Here is a 15,191-nt window from a genome sequence, read left to right as displayed (position 1 = left end):
AGAGAGTAGCGCCGGATGGCCAGCCTAAAGGAAATGCGCAATCGGATCGGAAGCGTGAAAGCCACGCAGAAGATCACGAAAGCCATGCAGATGGTCGCCGCGGCCAAGCTGAAACGCGCCCAGGATCAGGCCGAAAGCGCCCGGCCCTATGCGCAGAAGATGGCCTCGGTCATCGCCAACCTGGCCGCCGGCGTCTCGGGCGCCGACGCGCCGCGCCTTCTGGCCGGCACGGGCGGCGACCAGCGTCACCTGATCGTCGTGGCCACGGCGGACAAGGGTCTGGCGGGCGGTTTCTCGACCAACGTCATCCGCGCCGCGCGCGAGCGGATCAACAGCCTGATCGCCAACGGCAAGGATGTGAAGATCATCGCCGTCGGCAAGAAGTCGCGGGACCAGCTGTCGCGCCTGTATGGCGACAAGGTGATCCACACCTTCGAACTGTCGGAGCACAAGACCATCGGCCTGCCTTCGGCCCAGCCGGTCGCCGAAATGATCGCCACGGCCTTCGAGGACGGTCAGGCCGATGTGGTCACCCTGTTCTACAGCCAGTTCAAGTCGGTGATCCAACAGGTCCCTACGGCCAAGCAGCTGATCCCGGCCGTGGTCGAGGGCGATGCGGCCCCGATCGACCTGAACGGCGCGGTCTATGAATATGAGCCGTCGGAAGAGGAAATCCTGGAAACCCTGCTTCCGCGCAACCTGACGACCCAGATCCTGGCCGCTCTGTACGAGAACCAGGCGGGCTTCTTCGGGTCGCAGATGGCGGCGATGGACAACGCCACGCGCAATGCCGGCGACCTCATCAACGCCCTGACGCTGCAGTACAACCGCAAGCGCCAGGCCCAGATCACCACCGAGCTGATCGAGATCATCGCCGGCGCCGAAGCCCTCTGATCCCGAACGCACAGACATTCCGACACGGACCCCAGCCATGACCGACACCGTCGCCCCCAAGAAGCCCGCCGCCCGCAAGCCCGCCGCCAAGAAGGCCGCTCCGGACGCCGCGCCCGTCAACGCCGCCGCCGCAGGCCGCATCGCCCAGGTCATCGGCGCCGTCGTCGACGTCGAGTTCGACGGGCACCTGCCGGCGATCCTGAACGCCCTGCACACCCAGAACATCGACCAGAAGACGGGCGAGCCCTTCACCCTGGTTCTGGAAGTCGCCCAGCACCTGGGTGAGAACATGGTCCGCACCATCTCGATGGACACGACCGAGGGCCTGACGCGCGGCCAGGCCGTGACCGACACCGGCACCTCCATCCAGACCCCGGTCGGACCGGGCGTTCTGGGCCGCATCATGAACGTCGTCGGCCAGCCGATCGACGAAGCCGGTCCGATCCAGACCACCGAATACCGCCCGATCCACCGCGAGGCGCCCTCGTTCGAGGAGCAGACGACCTCGTCGGAAATCCTGGTCACGGGCATCAAGGTGATCGACCTGATCTGCCCCTACACCAAGGGCGGCAAGATCGGCCTGTTCGGCGGCGCCGGCGTCGGCAAGACCGTCACCATGCAGGAACTGATCAACAACATCGCCAAGGCTTACGGCGGTTATTCGGTCCTGGCCGGCGTGGGCGAGCGCACCCGCGAAGGCAACGACCTGTATCACGAGATGATCGAGTCCAACGTGAACGTGGACCCGACCAAGAACGACGGCTCGACCGAAGGCTCCAAGTGCGCCCTGGTTTACGGCCAGATGAACGAACCGCCCGGCGCCCGCGCCCGCGTCGCCCTGACCGGCCTGGCCCAGGCCGAGTATTTCCGCGACGAAGAAGGCAAGGACGTTCTGCTGTTCGTCGACAACATCTTCCGCTTCACCCAGGCCGGTTCGGAAGTGTCGGCTCTCTTGGGCCGTATCCCGTCCGCCGTGGGCTATCAGCCGACGCTGGCGACCGAGATGGGCAACCTGCAAGAACGCATCACCTCGACCAAGAAGGGCTCGATCACCTCGGTCCAGGCCATCTACGTCCCCGCCGACGACCCCACCGACCCGGCGCCGGCTGCATCCTTCGCCCACCTGGACGCAACGACCATGCTGTCGCGCGACATCGCCGCCCAGGCCATCTTCCCCGCCGTCGATCCGCTGGACTCGACCTCGCGGATCATGGACCCGCTGGTCATCGGCGAAGAACACTATCAGGTCGCCCGTTCGGTCCAGGAAGTGCTGCAGCAGTACAAGGGCCTGAAGGACATCATCGCCATCCTGGGCATGGACGAGCTGTCGGAAGAGGACAAGCTGGTCGTTTCGCGCGCCCGCAAGATCCAGCGCTTCCTGTCGCAGCCCTTCTTCGTGGCCGAGCAGTTCACCAACTCGCCCGGCAAGTTCGTCGAACTGGCCGACACGATCCGCTCGTTCAAGGGCATCGTGGCCGGTGAATACGACCACCTGCCGGAAGCCGCCTTCTACATGGTCGGCGCCATCGAAGAGGCCGTCGCCAAGGCCGAGAAGATGGCGGCGGAAGCCTGATCATGAGCAAGGCTCTCGTCAGCCTCGTTCTTCTCGCCCTGGCGACGCCAGCGTCGGCGCAGGCCCAGGTCGGTGGAGATTTCGAGGCGATGGCGGGAGCCTGCGAGGCATTCGTGGCGGAAGGTCGTTTTCCGCCCGCGTCGGATGAGGCAAGCTTCTTTCATGGGAAGGGCTACAAGTCAGCCGCGTCGACGGTTCAAACCAACGAAGTGTCACGAACCTATACCTTGTCCGGCACGCCGATTGACCCGGTTCGGATCATGGTGGTTCGAGCCTCGCAGCCGGGCGGCGAGAGCTGTTCGGTACTGGACCTGAATGGGCCTGAAGCCGGTGATGGCTACATCACAAAAGCCAGGACCACACAGGCCTGGACCTTCGATAGCGATTCAAACGACGTGAACGGCAAGGGTGTTCTTTTCACCAAGAGCGTCGCCCAAAGCGTGATTTACATGGCGATATGGGGGACGGGAGGGACTTATCCTATTTCCGTCGCCACCTATCAAATCGGAACATCAGACTGATGGCTGGCAAACTGAACTTCTCCCTCGTCTCGCCGGAGCGCGAGGTCTTTTCGGGCCTCGTGGACCAGGTCGATGCACCGGGCGTCGAGGGCGACTTCGGCGTCCTGCCGGACCACGCCCCCTTCATGACCGCCCTGCGCGAGGGCCTGGTCACCGTCTATAACGGCGGCGCCAAGACCCAATACGACGTCCACGGCGGCTTCGCCGACGTCAACGGCGAGGGCCTGACCATCCTGGCCGAACAGGCGACCGAGGTCGTCGCGGGCTGATCGCCGAACGCGCATATTTCAGTTGACGAAAACGGCCCCGGCGTGATCGCGTCGGGGCCGTTTTCAATTTCTCCGAGGCGACCGTGAAGCGCGTAGCGACCCTGTTTGCGGCCTTGGCGGCGGTCGGCGGAATGTCCGGCTGCGCGGCCCTGGTCGAGCCGACACTGGACGCCAACGGATGTCGGCCCGCTATGGCGATCTATCAGCCCCCGGTGCGCCTGGGCGGGGCGGGCCAGGTCATTCATATTCCCGCGTCGTGCCCTTCGAGCGCGGCCTTGGAGGCGCGGATAGCGCGGGCCGACGCCCAAGCCAAGGTCGTGGCGGCGCAGGCGATGACAGACCAGGCATCCAATGGCGCGCCTGTCGGGGCCGTCCCGGCCCGTCCTGCGCCGCCGTCGCCGGTCGAGCCTGTGGCCGCCATCCTGAACGGTGTCGATGGATTCTGCGGCTGGTTCCTGGGCGACAAGCCCTATTCCCTGGAAGGGCTGCGCCAGGCCGCCTTCGACGCCGGCTATGGGCGCGGGGCGCCGGTGCAGATGATCCCTCTGCCGGAAATGCGCGAGGCGCTGTCCTACAGCACGATGGGCTTCACCGCCGTGATCGCCGATCCGCCCAGCGACGGCCATGGCATGGCCGCCTTCGTCACCTTCCACGATCCGGCCTGTCAGGTGCTGGTCTATGGCTATGCCGATGCGGCGCAGACGGCGCTGGGGCGGCTGGAAAGCCTGGGCTGGAGGAAGGACGGCGGGCCGATCACCCTGCCCGAGATGACGGCGCAGCGCTATCGCGGGCACGGGATGACCCTGACGGCGCACCGTCCCAGCGCGCCGGCGGAGAGTGCGCGGCTGGAACTGATCCTGAACCTGACGCCCGGCGAAGACTCCACGCGGGGGTTGCTGGAGTAGGCGCGGCCGGCTGACAGAACGGCGGCGGGCGTCTAAGACCGGCCCATGACCGATCTCATCGACATTCACGGCGTCTGCGCGCCCGGGTTCGAGGCCGTGCGCGAGGCCTTCGCCGCCAACTTCACCGATGCGCCCGAGGGGCTGAACGAACAGGCGGCGCGGTTCAGCGTGGTGATCGAGGGCGAGGCGGTCGTCGATCTGTGGGGCGGTTGGGCCGATACGGCGAAGACGACGCCGTTCACGGACACGACCCTGACTTCGGTGTTTTCGACCGGAAAGGCGGTGATGGCGCTGCTGGCGGCGACGGCGGTCGAGGCGGGGCAGGTGGATTACGACCAGACGGTCGCCTCGCTGTGGCCCGCATTCGGGGCGGCGGGAAAACAGGACGTGACCGTGGCCCAGTTGTTGAGCCATCAGTCGGGCCTGCCGGGCTTCTCAGAGGCGGTTGAACCCTCCATCTGGTTCGACGCCCAGGCCGTGGTTGAGAAGCTGGCCGCACAGGCGCCGATGTGGGCGCCGGGAACCGCGTCCGGCTATCACCCGATCACGGTCGGCTATCTGGCCAATGAGGTCTATCGCCGGGCGACCGGGCGGACCATGGGCCAGGCGCTGCGCGCAGACTTCCCCGACCTGGACCTGTGGATCGGCCTGCCTGACAGCGAACATGGCCGCGTGGCGCAGATGAGAAAGCCGACGGCGGCGCCCAGCCTGGGGACCATCGACCCGATCAAACAGGCGGCCTTCCTGGATCGCGGTTCGGCGCCGGGAGGGCGCGGGTCGGCGGAGTGGCGGCGGATGGAGATCCCTTCCGCCAATCTGCACGGCACGGCGCTGGGGCTGGCGAAACTGATGGGCGTGGTCGCCAATGAGGGGCGTCTGGAGGGGCGCTCCATCCTGTCGGGTCAAACGCTGGAGCAACTGACCCGCGAACGCATCCATGGTCAGGACAAGGTCCTGCCCTATACGATCAGTTGGGCGGCGGGCCTGATGCGAAACGACGGGCTGAACGTCTTTGGGCCGAACGCGGCCTGGGGCCATTACGGCTGGGGCGGGTCGATGGCCATGGCGGACCCATCGCAGCGCCTGTCGGCGGCCTATGTGATGACGCGCCAGTCGCCGCACCTGATCGGCGATCCGCGTCCCCGGCGCCTGCTGGAGGCGTTGTACGGCGCGCTTTAGACGGTTTCGGACAGGGCCACGGCGCGCCGTGCGGCACGCGAGCGGTTGAGGGCGCCCAGGGCGAAGACGGCCGCGCCGGTCCAGATGAAGACGAAGGAGACGATCCGCAGCGGGGTCAGCGCCTCACCCGTAAGGACGCCGCAGGCGAACTGAAGCGTCGGGGCCAGGAACTGGATGAAGCCGATGGTCGACAGGGGCAGGCGCCGCGCCGACCAGGCGAACAGGACAAGAGGAACCACCGTCGCCAGGCCGCTGAACAGCGCCCAGGCCAGGCCTGTGGACGAGGCGAAGCCGGCGGCCTGGCCATGGGTGGCCAGCCAGGCCAGGAAGACGGCGCCGATGGGCAGCAGCACCAGGCATTCGACGAACAGGCCGGTCTGGGCCGAGGCCGGGACGCGCTTTCGGATCACCGCATAGGCGCAGAACGTGATCGCCAGCGTCAAGCCGATGATCGGCACATGACCCAGGGCCACGGTCTGGACCGCCACTCCGACGGCGGCCAGGGCGATGGCGGCGGCGCTCCAGCGGTCGATCTTTTCGCGGAACAGCACAGCCCCCGCCGCCATGTTCAGCAGGGGATTGATATAGTAGCCGAGGCTGGCCTCCAGCGTCGCGTGATGGGTGGTGGCGAAGACATACAGGCTCCAGTTCGTGCCGATCAGCAGGGCCGACAGCGCCAGCCAGGCCAGGGTGCGCGGGCTGGCCAGCACCTGACGCGCCTCGCCCCACTGTCCCGCCATCAGCAGCACCGCCCCGGCGACGAAGACCGACCAGACCGCCCGGTGGGCCAGGATCTCGGGCGCGCCGAAGCCCGCCGCCGCCATGGCCATGAACAGCAGCGGCAACAGGCCCCACAGGGTGTAGCAGGCGACGGCCGTGCCGACGGCGCGCGGGTCGTTGGGGGCGGCGGAGGTCATGGGCGACTATCCCTCCACGCCTTCGCCGTCACTCTCGAGCTCGACCCGAGGATCGGGTGATCGGCCGCTGATGCGAACGGGTAGGGCATGGGCGCTTGTCAGGTCCGATCCGGGTCAAGCCCGAGGATGACGGTAGGTTGCAGCTACGGCGGATCACACCGTGATCGAACGATAGCCCGACGACGACTTGATGACGCCGGTCTCGTCCAGCAACTGGGCGATCTGGGCGGCGTTCAGGGCGGCGCCCTTTCGCAGATTGTCGGACACGACCCACAGGTTCAGGCCGTTCTCGACGGTCGGGTCCTTGCGGATGCGCGACACATAGACGGCGTGGTCGCCCGCCGCGTCGACGGGGGTGATATAGCCGTCGTGTTCCTGCTTATCGATGACCAGCACGCCCGGCGCCTCGCGCAGGATGGCGCGGGCCTCGTCGGGTGCGATGGGGCGATCGAACTGAATGTTCACGGCCTCGGAGTGACCGACGAAGACCGGCACGCGCACGCAGGTGACGGTGACCTGGATGTTCGGGTCCAGCATCTTGTGCGTCTCGTCCGACATCTTCTGCTCCTCGTCGGTGGAGCCGTCCTCGAGGAAGGCGCCGATGTAGGGGAGGACGTTGAAGGCGATCTGTTTGGGGAACTTCTTGGGCGTGGCGTCGCCCAGGCCGTAGATGGCCTTGGTCTGGTTCCACAGCTCGTCCATGCCTTCCTTGCCGGCGCCGGAGACCGACTGATAGGTCGAGACGACCACCCGCTTGATCTTGGCCGCGTCATGCAGCGGCTTCAGCGCCGTGACCAGTTGGATGGTCGAGCAGTTGGGGTTGGCGATGATGTTCTTCTTGGTCGCGTCCTTGATGGCGTCGGGGTTCACCTCCGGAACGATCAGCGGCACGTCGGCGTCCTTGCGGAAGGCCGAGGAGTTGTCGATGACGATGGGGCCGGCCTTGCCGATCTTCTCGGACCATTCCCTGGACACCGCGCCGCCGGCCGACATCAGCACCAGATCGACCTTGGAGAAGTCGAACTGTTCGATGTCCTGGCATTTGACGGTCTTGTCGCCGAAGGAGACCTCCACGCCCTTGGACTTGCGCGAGGCGATGGCGTGGATTTCATCGACGGGGAATTCCAGCTCCTCGAGGATGTTCAGCATTTCGCGGCCCACATTGCCCGTGGCTCCGACGATGGCGACGCGATAACCCATGTTTGTTGGTCCTTCGGACGCGCTAACGCTCGGCTCGCGGAGCCTCGCTGTTTGAGCGCGAGAATAGTGTGAGGAGAAGCAGCTTGCATTTAGGCGTTCGCAGCCGCGAAGCAATCGCTTTTCGGCGCGCGGGACTTTAAGCAGGGCCGCCATGACCTCCCGTACCCGCAACGCCTACGATATCCGCGTGGAAGAAGGCGTTCTGACGCCCGATCCGGCCCAGGCCGACGTCATCACCGCGCTGGAGCGGCTGGAGGTCGATCTGGCCAAGCGTGGCCTGTTCGGAAAGGCGCCGGAGGTGCGCGGCGTCTATCTGTGGGGACCGCCCGGACGGGGCAAGTCGATGCTGATGGACCTGTTCTATTCGGCGACGCCCGAGCCGCGAAAGATGCGGGCGCACTTCCACGCCTTCATGGCCCGTATCCACGACCTGGTGAAACAGTGGCGCGAGGGGGACGCCAAGAACCGCAAGGCCGTGTTCGGCACGCACAAGGGCGACGACCCCATCCCGCCGATCGCCAAGCTGATCGCCTCGGAAGCCCGGCTGCTGTGTTTCGACGAGTTGCAAGTCACCGACATCGCCGACGCCATGATCCTGGGGCGGTTGTTCGAGGCCCTGTTCGAGGACCGGGTGGTGCTGGCCATCACCTCGAACCGCGCGCCGGAGGACCTGTACAAGAACGGCATCAATCGCCAGCTGTTCACCCCCTTCATCGACATCATCCGCGAGCGTTGCGTGGTGGTCGAGACGGCAGGAGCGCGCGACTGGCGGCTGGACCGGATGACCTCGGCCCAGGTGTGGCACACGCCCGACGACCGCGCGGCGTTCGAGGACCTGTGGCACGAACTGAAGGGCGGAGAGCCGGAAGAACCGGCCCACCTGGCCGTGCTGGGCCGCGACGTGGTGGTGGAGCGCACCGTGGGCTCCATGGCGCGGGCGACCTTCAACGACCTGTGCGCCAGGCCGCTGGGGCCGCAGGACTATCTGGCCATCGCCCAGCGGTTCCACACCCTGTTTCTGGAGGACGTGCCGGTCCTGAGTTCGGCCAACCACCACGAGGCGCGGCGTCTGGTGACCCTGGTGGACGCCCTCTATGAGGCCAGGACCAAGCTGATCGTGCTGGCGGCGGCCAGGCCCGAGGCCCTCTATACCGAGGGGGTGGGGGCGTTCGAGTTCGAACGCACCGTGTCGCGCTTCAACGAGATGCAAAGCAAGGACTGGCTGGCGCACGTGCGGGATTGAACCCCCCTCCCAACGGCAGAAGGGAGAAAGAAAAAGGGCCGCGGATTGCTCCGCGGCCCTTCGTCATTCGATTGATGCTCGCTCTTAGGCCAGCGAAGCGTCGATGTCCTTGCAGGCCTGCAGCAGGCCCTGGACCGAGGCGACGGACTTTTCGAACATCGCCTTTTCTTCGTCGTTGGTGGTGAACTCGACCACCTTCTCGACGCCGTTCGCGCCGATCAGGGCGGGGACGCCGACGTAGAGGTCCGACAGGCCGTATTCGCCCGACAGCCAGACGGCGCAGGGCAGGACGCGCTTCTGGTCCAGCAGATAGGACTTGGCCATGGCGATGGCGGATTCAGCCGGGGCGTAGAAGGCCGAGCCGGTCTTCAAGAGGGCCACGATCTCGCCGCCGCCCTTGCGGGTGCGGTCCACGATGGCGTCCAGATCGGCCTGGCTCAGGAAACCGGCGGCGACGGCGTCGGGCAGGGGCAGGCCGCCGACGGTCGAGTGGCGCACCATCGGCACCATGTCGTCGCCGTGACCGCCCAGGGTCCAGGCGTGAATGTCCTGAACCGACACGCCGGTCTTTTCAGCCAGGAAGTAGGCGAAGCGCGCCGAGTCCAGAACGCCGGCCATGCCGACGACCTTCTCCTTGGGCAGGCCCGAGAACTTCTGCAGGGCCCAGACCATGGCGTCGAGCGGGTTGGTGATGCAGATGACGAAGGCGTTGGGGGCGTGGGCCTTGATGCCCTCGCCGACGGCCTTCATGACCTTCAGGTTGATGCCGATCAGGTCGTCGCGGCTCATGCCCGGCTTGCGCGGCACGCCGGCGGTGACGATGCAGACGTCGGCGCCCGCGATGTCGGCATAGTCGTTGGCGCCCTTCAGGGCCACGTCCTGGCCGAAGACGGCCGAGGCCTCGGCGATGTCCAGGGCCTTGCCCTGCGGGGTGCCTTCGGCGATGTCGAACAGGATCACGTCGCCCAGGGCTTCGCGCGCGGCCACGTGGGCCAGGGTTCCGCCGATCATGCCGGCGCCGATAAGGGCGATCTTCGCGCGAGCCATGGATGTCTCCGTTTATTGCGTGTGCGAAATGGGGATTAATCGTGCGGGCGGCATAGACCCCTCGCGCGCCTGTCGCAAGAACCTCGCTTTACGGCCTTGGTCAGGCTTGCGAAGGTCGGGCGACAACCGGAGGATTTCGATGCGCCGTTCATTCGCTTTCGCCCTGCTGCTGGCCGCTGCTGCAACGCCTGCTCTGGCCCAGACGCCGCCCGCCACCATCGGCGACCGCTATATCCCCGCGCCCTGGTGGATGCGCGATCCGGTCATCGCCTCGGTCGGCCAGGTGCGGGTCGAAATCCAGGCCAACCGCGCCTTCGTCTCGGCCAGCTTCCAGTCGGTGGATCGCAGCGTGACGGAGGCATCGCGCGCCGCCGCCGACCAGGTGCGGGCGCTGAGCCAGGCGCTGTCGGCCTATGGCGCGGAAAAGGTGCGGGTCGAGACCAGCGTCACCACCCAGCCCATCTATGACCAGTATCGCGATGGCGACGGGGTGATGCGCGACAACACCCGCGCCGACCGGATCGCCCGCTATCAGGCCGATGCGTCCGTGCGCGTCACCGTGCGCGACGTCTCGCTGATCGAGCGGGTTTACGCCACCATCGTCGCCTCGCGTCCGACCTCCATCAGCCAGGTCAGCTTCAACCTGGAGCCCGAGAACAGCTGGAAGGCCAATCTGCAGGCCGAGGCGATGAAGGATGCGCGGCGTCGGGCCGAGGCGGCGGCGACGAATGCGGGCGCGACCCTGGGGCGGGTCAGGATCATCGATCCGTCGGGCCGGGTGTGCCAGACCGACGTGCTGGCGGGCTGGCCCTCCTATGCCGCAGGGGGCGGGCAGGAGACGACGGTGGACGAGGTGGTGGTGACGGGATCGCGGGTTCAGAACCGCATGGAGTATGCGGCGCCACCTCCGCCGCCGCCTGCCCCGGCGGCAGGCGGGGCCGGCCCCAGTGAAACCGACATCGCGGCGGCGCGACTGGCGTTGCAGCCGCCGTTACAGACCCTGACCGACAGCGCCTGCGTCATCTACGGGCTGAACTGATGGGGTTTTCCGTCGCGCCCGCGTTCGAGGCGGGGTCGGTCGCGGGCGCCGACTGGCCGCTGTGCCATGTGCGGCTTCAGGACGATGCGCGGTTTCCCTGGCTGATCCTGATTCCCCGCGTCGATGGGGCGGTGGAGTTGGAGGATCTGAGCGCGGATCAGAGGGCGATGCTGATGGAGGAGACGGTGCGGGCCGGGGCGCTGGCCAGACAGCTGGGAGCGGTCGAGAAGTTGAACGTCGGCGCCATCGGCAACATCACCGCCCAGCTGCACGTCCATGTGGTGGGGCGCCGCCGCGACGACGACCTGTGGCCCGATCCGGTCTGGGGGCGAGGGCCTGCCGTTCCGTATACGGATGATGAGCGGGCGCGGTTGCTGTCCATCCTCCGTTCGTCATCCTAGGCCTTGTGCCTAGGATCCATACGCCCGGTTTCTACGACAGCGCACTTTGCGGATGCATCGGGCGTATGGATCCTCGCCACGAGGGCGAGGATGACGGCGGAAAGTCTCAAATAATATCCAGCGGCACGGCCTGGGTCGGCGGGGGGAAGGTCTTGTCCAGGCGTTCCAGGTCCTCCAGGTCGAACTGGATGTCCAGGGCGTCGGCGTTGGCCTCGACGTGTTCGATGCGGCCGGCCTTGGGGATGGCGATGACGCCGTCGTGGCGCAGGACGGCGGCCAGGGCCACCTGGGCCGGCTCGGCCGAATGCCGGTTGGCGATGTCCAGGATGAGGGGATGCTCCAACAGGCCGCCGCGTCCCAGGGGCGAATAGGCCATCATCGGCATGTCGCGCGCCTGCATCCACGGCAGCAGATCGTATTCCACCCCGCGCGAACCCAGGTTGTAGAGCAGTTGGTTGACGGCGCAGTCCTCGGCCCCTTCGATCTGCATCAGCCGCTCCATCGCATCCAGGTCCAGGTTGGACACGCCCCAGCGGGCGATCATCCCCTCGTCCACCAGTTCGCGAAACGCCTCCGCCGTCTCCTCCAGCGGGACGTGGCCCTCCCAGTGCAGCAGATAGAGGTCCAGCCGATCAACCTTGAGCCGTTCCAGCGAGCGTTCGCAGGCCAGCATCATCTTCATCTCCGAGGCGTTCTCGGGCCGCACCTTGGAGACGATGAAAACCTCGTCGCGGCGACCGGCGATGACCTCGCCCACCAGCCGTTCCGAGCGGCCGTCGCCATACAGTTCGGCCGTGTCGATCAGGGTCATGCCCAGGTCGATCCCGCGCGACAGGGCCTGCTGCTCCTGGTCGCGCCGGGCGGGGTCGTCGCCGATCTCCCAGGCGCCTTGGCCGAGGGCGTGAACGGTCGTACCGTCGGCGAATGTGACGAGGCGGGTCATGTCCGTCCTGAACGAAGCGTGGTGAGGCCACCACGGGAGGTTTGGAATGCGAACGCGGCTTATCAAGACCGACGGGCTTGTCCAACAGGTGCTGGAAGGCGGGTTCGAGAACGACAACGCGCCGCTGGTCCTGCTGATCCACGGCTTTCCCGAACTGGCGATCAGCTGGAGGGCCCAGGTCCAGGCGCTGGGCGCAGCGGGCTATCATGCCGTCGCCCCGGATATGCGGGGCTATGGCGGGACCGACAAGCCCGAGGGCGCTGCGGCCTATTCGATCCTGAATCTGGTCGGCGACATGGTCGATCTGGTCCGGGCGCTGGGCAAGACGTCCTGCGTCGTCGTGGGTCACGACTGGGGCGCGCCGGTGGCCTGGCATTGCGCCCTGCTGCGGCCGGACGTGTTTCGCGCCGTCGCGGGTCTGTCTGTGCCGTTCCAGCCGCGCCGGACCAAGGGACCACCCACGGCGGCCATGGCGGCCATCACGAAACGGGCGGGGCTGGGCGACCTCTATATCGTGCGCTTCCAGGCGGCGGACGCGCATCGGGCGCTGGAGGCCGATCCGGCGACGACGCTGAGGAAACTGTTCTACGCCTATGACGGGGCGACGCCGGCGGCGCGGAAATCGACCGGCTTCATGCCCGAGGGCGTGGCCTTGCTCGACACCATCGCCGACGACGCGACCCTGCCGCCGTGGATGGGCGCGGATCATTTCGAGGAGTATGTGCAGGCGTTCTCGTCCGGCGGGTTCTCAGGGCCGTTGAACTGGTATCGGGCGCTGGACCTGAACTGGTCGCAGACAGCCTTTTTGCAGGATCAGAGGATCACGCCGCCCGCCCTGTTCGTGGTCGGGCAGGACGATCCGGTGCGCCATTACGCCGGCGGCGCGGAGGCGGGGCTGAAGGACTGGGCTTTGGGGCTGACGCGCTCGGTGGTCGTGCCGGGCGCGGGACACTGGATCCAGCAGGAGCGGGCGGACGAAGTGAACGCCCTGCTGCTGGCGTTTCTGGGCGGCTTGCCTGCGAAGCCGTCATCCCAGGCGCAGGGTCTAGGATGACGGGCCAGAAACGTTACGCCGCCATCTGCTCGCGCACCTCGGCGACGATCTCCAGGCTGCGGATGCGGGCGGCGTTGTCGAAGGCCATGCCGGTGACCATCAACTCGTCCACCCCGGTCAGGGCGATGAAGTCGGCCAGCTTCTTCCTGACCGTGTCCGGCCCGCCGATGGCGGAATAGAGCAGGCGGCCTCCGGCGGCCTCGATCTGCTGCGGGCTCAGGACCGTGGCGATGTCATCGACCGGCGGGGGCAGTTTGCCGGGCTTGCCGGTCGAGAGGCGGGCGAAGCTTTGCTGCATGGAGGTGGACAGGCGCACCCCTTCGGCGTCCGTATCGGCGGCGAAGACGTTGACGGCGGCCATGGCGTGGGGTTGGGCCAGGCGTTCGGAGGGGGTGAAGCTGCGGCGATACAGCGCCAGGGCCTCCAACAGCAGTTCCGGGGCGAAATGGCTGGCGAAGGCGTAAGGGAGCCCCAGTTGTCCCGCCAACTGGGCGCTGAACAGGCTGGAACCCAGAAGCCAGATCGGCACACGCAGGCCCGCGCCGGGCACGGCGCGGACGGGCTGGTTCTCGGCCGCCGGCTCGAACCACTGGATCAGTTCGACCACGTCGCGCGGAAACTGGTCGGCGCCTTCGAAATAGCGACGCAGAGCACGGGCGGTGGCGCCGTCCGTGCCGGGCGCGCGGCCCAGGCCCAGGTCGATCCGGCCGGGGAACAGGGTCTCCAGCGTGCCGAACTGTTCGGCGACGACAAGGGGCCCATGGTTGGGCAGCATGACGCCGCCCGAGCCGACGCGGATGCGCTGCGTCCCCGCCGCCACATGGCCGATGACGAGGGCGGTCGCGGCGCTGGCGATGCCGGGCATATTGTGGTGTTCGGCCAGCCAGAACCGCCTGTAGCCCAGACGGTCGGCGGCCTGGGCGAAGGCCAGCGTCTCGTCGAGGGCGCGGCGGGCGTCGCCGCCTTCGACGATGGGCGACAGGTCGAGGACTGAGAACGGGATCATGACGCCTAGATCGGGGCTGGCGCGCGGCGTTCAAGGGCGAGAGGGCGGGAACCGCAACGCCGTCGGGCGCTTTAAATCGTCTCCACCATGAAAGAGCCGCGCCATGACGGACGCCGACCCCACCCCGCCCGAAAACTCGAAACCCGAGGCCGAGTGCGACGACGCGCGCGAAGCCGCCGACATGGGCGAGCGCCCGGACCTGGGCCACAAGGCCGACACCCTGATCGACGCCCTGGACGGCAGCGATTCGGGCTCCGACACCCGCGCGGGCTCGTTGCGCGGCGGATCGGCCGGCGGTTCGGACGACGACCCGGATTCGCGAAAGATCAACGAGACCCTCGCCGAGGAAGGCCGCGCCGAGGCCGATCCCGATTCCCCATCGGACGCCGGACCGGACGCCATCGCGGGTTCGGGGCGGAATTTCGAAGGCTCCGGCGGCGATCCGGCCGAGGGTGGACGCAAGGAATAGGCGCGCCACGCCTTGCCGCCGCCCCAAGCCTGCGCCACGGTGGCGCTTAGACCCTTCGGTCCAGGGACGCTTCTTCGATGATGCTTCGTTTGGCGGCGGTTTGCGCCGTTGTTCTGTTCGGCCTCGCCGGTTGCGATCGGGCGAACGCCCCGGCCCAGCCGTCCGCCAAGGCGGAGGCTGTCGCGCCGTCCGCGCCCGCCGAGAGGAAGGAGGCCGGTTCACCCGCGCCCCTGGCCGCGCCTGCTCCGGCCGCGGAGTCCGCACCTGCCACGCCAGCCTTCGCCCCCCTGTATCCCGGCGCCCGAATCGACGGCGCGCCCCTGGCGGCTGACGGCGCGGCCGGACCGGGCGGCCTGGTCACCTTCACCACCGACGCCTCGCCGGACGAGGTGGTGGCCTTCTATCGCCAGCGGGCCGAGGCCGCCGGGCTGAAGTCGGTGACGGGCATGAACCAGGGCGAGGCGCGGGCCTATGGCGCGGCGGGCGACGCCGCCGACGGCCCATCCCTCCAGGTCGTCGCGGCCCCCGGCC

The 15,191-nt window shown here is 67.5% G+C and carries 17 protein-coding genes; 12 read left to right on the top strand and 5 right to left on the bottom strand.

Going from position 1 to position 15,191, the window contains the following annotated elements:
- Positions 1-15 precede the first annotated feature (15 nt).
- The 6 genes from RTU05_RS07965 (at position 16) to RTU05_RS07940 (ending at position 5,341) form a co-directional block, all read left to right on the top strand.
- A complete protein-coding gene (locus RTU05_RS07965) occupies positions 16-894 on the top strand; it encodes a F0F1 ATP synthase subunit gamma (RefSeq protein WP_312597223.1) in 879 nt (292 codons plus the stop codon).
- A gap of 37 nt (positions 895-931) precedes the next feature.
- The gene (atpD, locus tag RTU05_RS07960; protein WP_409411602.1) at positions 932-2,467 is read left to right on the top strand and encodes a F0F1 ATP synthase subunit beta; all 1,536 of its coding nucleotides are present in this window, start codon (positions 932-934) and stop codon (positions 2,465-2,467) included.
- A 2-nt stretch (positions 2,468-2,469) separates the two neighbouring features.
- Positions 2,470-2,988 (top strand): hypothetical protein, encoded by a 519-nt coding sequence (locus tag RTU05_RS07955; protein ID WP_312597222.1) that lies wholly within the window; start codon positions 2,470-2,472, stop codon positions 2,986-2,988.
- Positions 2,988-3,257, top strand: a complete 270-nt coding sequence (locus RTU05_RS07950) for an ATP synthase F1 subunit epsilon (RefSeq protein WP_248120957.1) — start codon at positions 2,988-2,990, stop codon at positions 3,255-3,257. The genes RTU05_RS07955 and RTU05_RS07950 overlap by 1 nt, the downstream gene beginning before the upstream one ends.
- Before the next feature lie 83 nt (positions 3,258-3,340).
- The gene (locus tag RTU05_RS07945) at positions 3,341-4,162 is read left to right on the top strand and encodes a hypothetical protein (protein ID WP_312597221.1); all 822 of its coding nucleotides are present in this window, start codon (positions 3,341-3,343) and stop codon (positions 4,160-4,162) included.
- Between the two features lie 45 nt (positions 4,163-4,207).
- The gene (locus tag RTU05_RS07940) at positions 4,208-5,341 is read left to right on the top strand and encodes a serine hydrolase domain-containing protein (protein WP_312597220.1); all 1,134 of its coding nucleotides are present in this window, start codon (positions 4,208-4,210) and stop codon (positions 5,339-5,341) included.
- On the opposite strand, the gene rarD is transcribed toward RTU05_RS07940, so the two are convergent.
- Both rarD and RTU05_RS07930 read right to left on the bottom strand, forming a co-directional pair.
- Entirely contained in the window at positions 5,338-6,258 is a 921-nt protein-coding gene (gene rarD, locus RTU05_RS07935) for an EamA family transporter RarD (RefSeq protein ID WP_312597219.1), read from the bottom strand. The two genes, RTU05_RS07940 and rarD, sit on opposite strands and share 4 nt — an antisense overlap.
- A gap of 153 nt (positions 6,259-6,411) precedes the next feature.
- Complete coding sequence (locus RTU05_RS07930) at positions 6,412-7,458, bottom strand: aspartate-semialdehyde dehydrogenase (RefSeq protein WP_312597217.1); 1,047 nt, start codon at positions 7,456-7,458, stop codon at positions 6,412-6,414.
- 151 nt (positions 7,459-7,609) lie between these two features.
- Here RTU05_RS07930 and zapE point away from each other — a divergent pair, with 151 nt between their 5' ends.
- Complete coding sequence (gene zapE / locus RTU05_RS07925) at positions 7,610-8,701, top strand: cell division protein ZapE (RefSeq protein ID WP_312597215.1); 1,092 nt, start codon at positions 7,610-7,612, stop codon at positions 8,699-8,701.
- Between the two features lie 84 nt (positions 8,702-8,785).
- Here the strand turns inward: zapE and mdh are convergent, their stop codons facing one another.
- Entirely contained in the window at positions 8,786-9,748 is a 963-nt protein-coding gene (gene mdh / locus RTU05_RS07920) for a malate dehydrogenase (protein WP_312597214.1), read from the bottom strand.
- A gap of 139 nt (positions 9,749-9,887) precedes the next feature.
- Here mdh and RTU05_RS07915 point away from each other — a divergent pair, with 139 nt between their 5' ends.
- Both RTU05_RS07915 and RTU05_RS07910 read left to right on the top strand, forming a co-directional pair.
- Positions 9,888-10,787 (top strand): SIMPL domain-containing protein, encoded by a 900-nt coding sequence (locus RTU05_RS07915; RefSeq protein ID WP_312597212.1) that lies wholly within the window; start codon positions 9,888-9,890, stop codon positions 10,785-10,787.
- Positions 10,784-11,188: an HIT domain-containing protein gene (locus RTU05_RS07910; protein WP_409411603.1), complete on the top strand. Its 405-nt coding sequence runs from the start codon at positions 10,784-10,786 to the stop codon at positions 11,186-11,188. Before RTU05_RS07915 ends, RTU05_RS07910 begins: the two co-directional genes overlap by 4 nt.
- Positions 11,189-11,294: 106 nt before the next feature.
- Here the strand turns inward: RTU05_RS07910 and RTU05_RS07905 are convergent, their stop codons facing one another.
- Entirely contained in the window at positions 11,295-12,131 is an 837-nt protein-coding gene (locus RTU05_RS07905) for an aldo/keto reductase (protein WP_312597208.1), read from the bottom strand.
- A 46-nt stretch (positions 12,132-12,177) separates the two neighbouring features.
- On the opposite strand from RTU05_RS07905, the gene RTU05_RS07900 reads away from it, so the two are divergent.
- Positions 12,178-13,185 carry an alpha/beta hydrolase gene (locus tag RTU05_RS07900; RefSeq protein ID WP_312597206.1) on the top strand — a complete coding sequence of 336 codons (1,008 nt, stop codon included), beginning with the start codon at positions 12,178-12,180 and terminating at the stop codon, positions 13,183-13,185.
- A gap of 13 nt (positions 13,186-13,198) precedes the next feature.
- Here RTU05_RS07900 and RTU05_RS07895 read toward each other — a convergent pair whose 3' ends face one another.
- Positions 13,199-14,191, bottom strand: coding sequence for an LLM class flavin-dependent oxidoreductase (locus RTU05_RS07895; RefSeq protein ID WP_312597204.1), 993 nt, complete (start codon positions 14,189-14,191; stop codon positions 13,199-13,201).
- Between the two features lie 103 nt (positions 14,192-14,294).
- Between RTU05_RS07895 and RTU05_RS07890 the strand changes: the two genes are divergently transcribed.
- Both RTU05_RS07890 and RTU05_RS07885 read left to right on the top strand, forming a co-directional pair.
- On the top strand, positions 14,295-14,660 hold the full coding sequence (locus RTU05_RS07890; protein ID WP_312597202.1) for a ribonuclease: 366 nt from the start codon (positions 14,295-14,297) through the stop codon (positions 14,658-14,660).
- Positions 14,661-14,737: 77 nt separating this feature from the next.
- On the top strand, positions 14,738-15,191 hold a 454-nt coding region (locus RTU05_RS07885; protein ID WP_312597201.1), incomplete at its 3' end, for a hypothetical protein.

This window comes from Brevundimonas sp. (assembly GCF_032017145.1).
Classification (GTDB): domain Bacteria; phylum Pseudomonadota; class Alphaproteobacteria; order Caulobacterales; family Caulobacteraceae; genus Brevundimonas.
This window is presented reverse-complemented; position numbering and strand designations above follow the sequence as displayed.

Coding starts and splice junctions, on each gene's coding strand:
- RTU05_RS07965 (WP_312597223.1), top strand. CDS start 16: ATGGCCAGCCTAAAGGAAATGCGCAATCGGATCGGAAGCGTGAAAGCC.
- atpD (WP_409411602.1), top strand. CDS start 932: ATGACCGACACCGTCGCCCCCAAGAAGCCCGCCGCCCGCAAGCCCGCC.
- RTU05_RS07955 (WP_312597222.1), top strand. CDS start 2,470: ATGAGCAAGGCTCTCGTCAGCCTCGTTCTTCTCGCCCTGGCGACGCCA.
- RTU05_RS07950 (WP_248120957.1), top strand. CDS start 2,988: ATGGCTGGCAAACTGAACTTCTCCCTCGTCTCGCCGGAGCGCGAGGTC.
- RTU05_RS07940 (WP_312597220.1), top strand. CDS start 4,208: ATGACCGATCTCATCGACATTCACGGCGTCTGCGCGCCCGGGTTCGAG.
- rarD (WP_312597219.1), bottom strand. CDS start 6,258: ATGACCTCCGCCGCCCCCAACGACCCGCGCGCCGTCGGCACGGCCGTC.
- RTU05_RS07930 (WP_312597217.1), bottom strand. CDS start 7,458: ATGGGTTATCGCGTCGCCATCGTCGGAGCCACGGGCAATGTGGGCCGC.
- zapE (WP_312597215.1), top strand. CDS start 7,610: ATGACCTCCCGTACCCGCAACGCCTACGATATCCGCGTGGAAGAAGGC.
- mdh (WP_312597214.1), bottom strand. CDS start 9,748: ATGGCTCGCGCGAAGATCGCCCTTATCGGCGCCGGCATGATCGGCGGA.
- RTU05_RS07915 (WP_312597212.1), top strand. CDS start 9,888: ATGCGCCGTTCATTCGCTTTCGCCCTGCTGCTGGCCGCTGCTGCAACG.
- RTU05_RS07905 (WP_312597208.1), bottom strand. CDS start 12,131: ATGACCCGCCTCGTCACATTCGCCGACGGTACGACCGTTCACGCCCTC.
- RTU05_RS07900 (WP_312597206.1), top strand. CDS start 12,178: ATGCGAACGCGGCTTATCAAGACCGACGGGCTTGTCCAACAGGTGCTG.
- RTU05_RS07895 (WP_312597204.1), bottom strand. CDS start 14,191: ATGATCCCGTTCTCAGTCCTCGACCTGTCGCCCATCGTCGAAGGCGGC.
- RTU05_RS07890 (WP_312597202.1), top strand. CDS start 14,295: ATGACGGACGCCGACCCCACCCCGCCCGAAAACTCGAAACCCGAGGCC.